The following is a 6,255-nucleotide window of genomic DNA, read 5'->3' on the forward strand; positions in this document are numbered from 1 at the left end:
GCGGGGCTTCGGGCGGGGCGGGCCCGTTCACGCCTCCCGGAGCAGGTCCTCCCGGCCGACCAACCCGGCGCGGAACGCGAACAGCACGGCCTGCACCCGGTCGCGGGAGCCGGTCTTGGCCAGGACGTGGCCGACGTGGGTCTTGACCGTGGGCATGGACAGTACGAGGCGCTCGCAGATCTCCGTGTTCGTGTACCCCAGCGCCACGGCGACGAGGACCTCCTGCTCTCGCGGGGTCAGCGAGGCGGCGGCGCGGCGGGTGCCCCCGTCGAGCGGTACCGGACGCGAGGACGGGCCGCCGAGCAGCGGACGCACGTGCCCGAGCAGCCTGCGCGTGGAACTGGCCGAGATGACGGAGTCGCCCCGGTGCACGGTCCGCACGGCCTCCAGCAGCTCCTCGGGCGGGGTGTTCTTGAGCAGGAAGCCCGCGGCCCCGGCCTCCACGCCCTCGACCACGTACTCGTCGGTGTCGAAGGTGGTGAGGATGACGACGCGGCAGCCCGCCCCGGAGGAGACGAGGGAGCGTGTGGCGCTCAGGCCGTCCGTGCCGGGCATCTGGACGTCCATGAGCAGGACGTCGACGGGGTCGGAGTGCTGGAGGGCGGCGGCCCGGGCCCCGTCGGCCGCCTCCCAGGCCACGGTCAGGTCCGGCTGGGAGTCGATGACCATCGCCATGCCCGCCGTGAACAGCACCTGGTCGTCGGCCAGCCCCACGCGGATCACGCCTCCTCCCAGGGGACCACCGCGCGCACCCGCCAGGTGCCGCCGGCGTCGTCTGCGCCTGCCTCCAGGGCGCCGCCGTGCATGCCCACGCGCTCGCGCATGCCGACCAGACCGTGGCCGGGGCCCCGCCGGGCGCGGTCCGGGGCCGTCCCGGCGGCCGAGGGCGCCCCCGCCGGGGAGGAGCCTCCGACGGGACGGGGCGCCCCGCTACGGGAGGGGCCTCCAAGCACGGACGGACCCGCGGATTCCGAGCGGCCTGAGGGGCCCGCGGGTGTGGTCAGGGCCGCGGGCGCGTTCTCGCGGACGGAGTTGGCCACGTCGATCCCGACCCGACCGGGCGACCACGTGAGCTCGACCCGCACGGCGGAGGACCCGCCGTGCTTCAGCGCGTTGGCCAGGGACTCCTGCACCACGCGGTAGACCGTCAGGGACGCGGTCGCGGGCAGGGTCGCCGGGGCGTCCGCGTCCGTCCGCCCGCCGCGAGGGGCGGCCGGGGACCCGTGCTGGACCAGGCGGATCCGCAGACCGGCGCGGCGGTACTCCTCCACCAGAGCGGGCAGGTCGCCGACCCCGGGAGCAGGGGCGGACCCGCGCTCCTCGCCGTCGCGCAGGACGCCCAGGAGCCGGTGCAGCTCCGACGCCGACTCACGTCCCACCCGGGCGACGGTGGCCAGGGCGGCCACCGCGCGCTCCGGGGCGGCCTTCGCGGCGTAGCGGCCGCCGTCGGCCTGGGCGACGATGACGTTCAGCGAGTGGGCGAGGACGTCGTGCACCTCCCGGGCGATACGGGTCCGCTCGTCGAGCGCGGCCAGGCGCACCTCCTGCTCCCGCTGGGTCTCCAGCAGCCGGGCGTGCTCCACGACACGGGCGAACTCCTCGCGGTTGCGCCTGCGGAAGGCTCCGAGCAGGGAGAACAGCGCGACCGCCGTCCACGCCGAGAAGACGCTGTTGAGGCGCGGTCCCGGGTCCGTGGACAGAGCCTCGGCCGGAACTTCGAGAACCCCCCACGCCGCTCCGGCCAGGAGCAGGACGAACCCGGCCGCCCGCCACGGGCGCGGGAGTTCGGCCTGCACCGTGTAGGCGGCTACCAGGGCGCTGATCAACGTCGCCGCGGTCAGGTGCTCCAGCCACAGGATGTGGCACGCCAGCAGCACCGCCAGGGCGGCCAGGGCCGGGAGCGGGCGGAAACGGCGCAGGGCCAGGGCGGCGCAGCACCCGGCGGTCATACCGAGGTAGGCCCACGACTCCGCGGTGTGCCAACCCGGCACCGGAAGGGACGCCACCGACAGGCCGAACCAGACCGCCGCGCAGAACGCGTCCACGGCGAGCGCGTGCCCGCGCGCCCAGAGCGCGGCGCGGTCCAGCAGGGGGCGTGGGGACAGGTCGGCCATCCCTCCACGATAGGGACGCGGAGGCCGCCGGGCCTCGTGCCCCGGCATGAGACCGCGGGGTCCGTAAGGCGGTCCCGCGGCCCCCGGGCACCGACGAAGGGCAGGTCAGGGGCGGGGCGTGTCCACGGGTCCGCTCCCGCGCGCCGCCTATCCTGGGGAGCGCCCGCGACGCGGCGGTCGCACTACACCCAGGGAAATGAGACATGAACGTACTGCTCACCGGCGGTGCCGGGTACATCGGCTCCCACACGGCCGTCGAACTCCTCGAAGCCGGGCACGAGGTCGTGGTCGCGGACCTGCTCTCCAACAGCCACGAGGAGGCCCTGCGCCGCGTCGAGCGCATCACCGGACGCACCCTCGCCTTCCACCGGGCCGACTGCGCCGACCCCGAGGCGATGCGCCGGGTCTTCGCCGAGCACCGAGTCGACGCCGTCATCCACATGGCCGGGCTCAAGGCCGTGGGGGAGTCGGTGGAGCAGCCGCTGCGCTACTACCGCAACAACATGGACTCCCTGTTCACGCTCATCGAGGTCATGGACGAGCACGGCGTGCGCGACCTGGTGTTCAGCTCCTCGGCCACCGTCTACGGCGACCCCGAGCAGGTGCCGATCACCGAGGACAGCCCCCTGTCCGCCACCAACCCCTACGGCGCCACCAAGCTGTTCGCCGAGCGCGTCCTCCAGGACACGGCCGCCGCCGACCCGCGTTGGCGGATCACCTCCCTGCGCTACTTCAACCCCATCGGCGCCCACCCGAGCGGCCTGATCGGCGAGGACCCCCAAGGCGTCCCCAACAACCTCTTCCCCTACGTGGCGCAGGTCGCCGCGGGCCGCCGCGAGCGGCTGAACGTGTTCGGCGACGACTACGACACCCCCGACGGCACCGGCGTGCGCGACTACCTGCACGTGGTGGACCTGGCCCAGGGGCACGTGGCCGCCGTGGAGCACCTGGCCGACGCGTCCGGGTACCGCGTCTACAACCTGGGCACCGGGCAGGGCACCTCCGTCCTGGAGGGCCTGCGCGCCTTCGTGCGCGCCACGGGGGTGGCCGTCCCGTACGAGGTGGTCGACCGCCGCCCCGGCGACATCGCCGTGTGCTTCGCCGACCCATCGGCCGCCGCCCGCGACCTGGGCTGGAAGGCCGTGCGCACGGTGGACGACGCCTGCCGCGACGCGTGGCGCTGGCAGTCGGCCAACCCCGCGGGCTTCACCGCCTGAGCCGCGGGGGAGTCCCCGGCGGCCCCGCCGCGCGCGCTGAGCCGGACCGCACACGAGTGCGGGGCCCTCCGGGCGTGTGCAACGCCCTAGACTGGGCGGACATCCCTGTACTTCCTGCGGAAGGTCCTCCGTCGTGTCCGTTGGTGCTGAGAGCACGTTCGACACCGTTCTCGTCGTCGACTTCGGCGCGCAGTACGCGCAGCTGATCGCACGCCGGGTCCGCGAATGCCACGTGCACAGTGAGATCGTGCCCTCGACCATGCCCGTCGAGGAGATGCTCGCCAAGAAACCCAAGGCCATCATCCTCTCCGGCGGCCCGTCGTCGGTCTACGCCGAGGGGGCCCCGAACCTGGGCCCCGAGCTGTTCGAGACCGGGGTGCCCACCTTCGGCATCTGCTACGGCTTCCAGGCGATGACCCGTGCCCTGGGCGGCACCGTCGCCAGGACCGACCTCAGTGAGTTCGGCCGCACCGAGCTGTCGGCGGTCACCGACTCCCTGCTGTTCGCCGGTATGCCCGCCGAGCAGTTGGTCTGGATGTCGCACGGCGACTCGGTGGTGGAGGCCCCCGAGGGCTTCGCCACGACCGCCAGCACCGCGGGCGCCCCGGTCGCCGCGTTCGAGCACACCGGCCGCAACCTCTTCGGCGTCCAGTTCCACCCCGAGGTCCTGCACACCGAGCACGGACAGGAGGTGCTGCGCCGCTTCCTGTACGAGGGCGCCGGGTGCCGGCCCACCTGGACGATGGTCAACATCGTCGAGGAGCAGTTGGAGCGCATCCGCGAGGACATCGGCGACAAGCGCGTCATCTGCGCGCTGAGCGGCGGTGTGGACTCCGCGGTGGCCGGCGCGCTGGTGCAGCGCGCCGTCGGCGACCAGCTGACCTGCGTATTCGTGGACCACGGCCTGCTGCGCAAGGGCGAGGCCGAGCAGGTGGAGAAGGACTTCGTCGCGATCACGGGAGCCAAGCTCAAGGTCGTCGACGCCGAGGAGCGGTTCCTGTCCGCCCTCGCGGGGGTCTGCGACCCCGAGGAGAAGCGCAAGGTCATCGGCCGCGAGTTCATCCGCGTGTTCGAGCAGGCGGCCCGCGAGGTCGTCGCCGAGAGCGGCGATAGCGGCGCCGAGGTCGAGTTCCTGGTGCAGGGCACCCTCTACCCGGACGTGGTGGAGTCCGGCGGCGGTACCGGGACCGCCAACATCAAGTCCCACCACAACGTGGGCGGCCTGCCCGACGATCTCCAGTTCACGCTGGTGGAACCGCTGCGCGAGCTGTTCAAGGACGAGGTGCGCAAGGTCGGCGAGGAGCTGGGCCTGCCCGCCGAGATGGTCTGGCGCCAGCCCTTCCCCGGCCCCGGCCTGGCCATCCGCATCATCGGCGAGGTCACCCGCGAGCGCCTGGAGATCCTGCGCGAGGCCGACGCGATCGCCCGTGAGGAGCTGACCCGCGCCGGACTGGACCGCGACATCTGGCAGTGCCCGGTGGTGCTGCTCGCCGACGTGCGGTCGGTGGGCGTGCAGGGCGACGGGCGCACCTACGGCCACCCGGTCGTGCTGCGCCCGGTCAGCAGCGAGGACGCCATGACCGCCGACTGGTCGCGTGTGCCCTACGACGTGCTGGCCGGGATCTCCAACCGCATCACCAACGAGGTGCGCGAGATCAACCGGGTGGCGCTGGACGTGACCAGCAAGCCCCCGGGCACCATCGAGTGGGAGTAGCCCCCGCCGGGGACCGGACCCGCGGGAGCGGCCCCCGAGCGGCGGACGGGCCCGGGGTGACGACGCGTCGTCACCCCGGGCCCGTCCGTTTCGCCTGCGCGGCGCCGCGCAGGGGATCGGTCGTCCACAGGCGCGGCCCGGGGGTGGCGGAGCGGGGCGCCGATGCGGTGTCCTGGATACAGGGGGGCTCCCCACCCCGTCGGCACGGTGCTGCCCCGCGACGGGCGCGGCCCGCCCCCGGCCCGGGGCTCAGTCCACGATGTGCTCGATGTTGATCTCCGTGGCCTCCGCGCCCGCCCGGTGGTTGAGCACCAGCGTGCGCGGCTCCATGTCGTCGCGCAGTATGAACACCAGCTCGCCCCCGGCGGCGACCCCGGGACCGATCCCGGCCGAGTCCCACAGCGGGGCCTCCACCTCGCGCACGGACGGCGCCTGGGCGTTGACGGGCTCCCGGCTGGTCCTCATGTGCTGCGCGGCGTGCTCGAACTCCACGAGTTCGTCGCTGAGGTTGAACAGCTCCAGATCCACCACGCAGTACTGGCCGGTCGACGGCAGCTCCGAGCGGATGTTGTGCTCGGTCAGGCCGCAGCTGACCCCGCTGATCCGGTACTCGACCATGCGGTCGGCGGAGGCGCCCGACATCCCGCTGGGCACCTCGCTGGGAGACTCCTCCTCGTCGGCGCCGCCGGGGGACTCGTCGCCGGGCGCGGGCTCCTGCGGTTCCGGGGCGGCGCCGGACTGGTCGGAGGCGTCGCCCCGGGAGTCGCCGTCCCCGAAGAGCGACCAGTCGCTGAGGTTGGTCAGCACGGTCGCCATGACGATCAGGGCCGCCAGCAGCGCCACGGCGCCCAGCACCAGGGCCACGACCGTCCCCTTGCGCCGGTTGGGCGCGGCGGGCTGGTGCGGTGGCGGCGGTACCGGCGGAACGTAGGGCTGCGGACCCCGGCGGCCCGTCTGCTGGTCGGCCGGGGCAACCATCGGGATCGGCCCGGTCGAGGCCGGGTGCGGCGCCTGGCCTCGACCGGGCACCGGCCGCGGCTGCTGCACCGGGCCGCCCTGGGGCTGCCCGCCCGGAGCCTGGACTCCGTGAACCTGGTGCGCCTGGCCCCCCGGCGGGGGACCGGTCGGATGGCCCGGCGGCGGACCCTGCGGACGCGGGTAGCTGCCCGTCTGGTGGGCGGGCGGGGGCATGGGGGGCGCACCCTGGTAC

The 6,255-nt window shown here is 74.1% G+C and carries 6 protein-coding genes; 3 read left to right on the forward strand and 3 right to left on the reverse strand.

The genetic code is table 11. The features are described from left to right. Positions 1-27 precede the first annotated feature (27 nt). Both ABD54_RS24820 and ABD54_RS24825 read right to left on the reverse strand, forming a co-directional pair. On the reverse strand, positions 28-723 hold the full coding sequence (locus ABD54_RS24820; RefSeq protein ID WP_047871965.1) for a response regulator transcription factor: 696 nt from the start codon (positions 721-723) through the stop codon (positions 28-30). Then, on the reverse strand, positions 720-2,114 hold the full coding sequence (locus ABD54_RS24825; RefSeq protein ID WP_047871966.1) for a sensor histidine kinase: 1,395 nt from the start codon (positions 2,112-2,114) through the stop codon (positions 720-722). The genes ABD54_RS24820 and ABD54_RS24825 overlap by 4 nt, the downstream gene beginning before the upstream one ends. Before the next feature lie 203 nt (positions 2,115-2,317). Here ABD54_RS24825 and galE point away from each other — a divergent pair, with 203 nt between their 5' ends. Further along, entirely contained in the window at positions 2,318-3,331 is a 1,014-nt protein-coding gene (gene galE / locus ABD54_RS24830; RefSeq protein WP_047871967.1) for a UDP-glucose 4-epimerase GalE, read from the forward strand. 133 nt (positions 3,332-3,464) lie between these two features. Next, positions 3,465-5,045: a glutamine-hydrolyzing GMP synthase gene (guaA, locus tag ABD54_RS24835; RefSeq protein ID WP_047871968.1), complete on the forward strand. Its 1,581-nt coding sequence runs from the start codon at positions 3,465-3,467 to the stop codon at positions 5,043-5,045. 249 nt (positions 5,046-5,294) lie between these two features. On the opposite strand, the gene ABD54_RS24840 is transcribed toward guaA, so the two are convergent. Next, the gene (locus ABD54_RS24840; protein ID WP_268778208.1) at positions 5,295-6,023 is read right to left on the reverse strand and encodes a hypothetical protein; all 729 of its coding nucleotides are present in this window, start codon (positions 6,021-6,023) and stop codon (positions 5,295-5,297) included. 24 nt (positions 6,024-6,047) lie between these two features. Here ABD54_RS24840 and ABD54_RS29435 point away from each other — a divergent pair. Next, on the forward strand, positions 6,048-6,255 hold a 208-nt coding region (locus tag ABD54_RS29435), incomplete at its 3' end, for a hypothetical protein (RefSeq protein WP_268778209.1).

Source organism: Nocardiopsis sp. RV163 (assembly GCF_001029525.1).
GTDB lineage: Bacteria > Actinomycetota > Actinomycetes > Streptosporangiales > Streptosporangiaceae > Nocardiopsis > Nocardiopsis dassonvillei.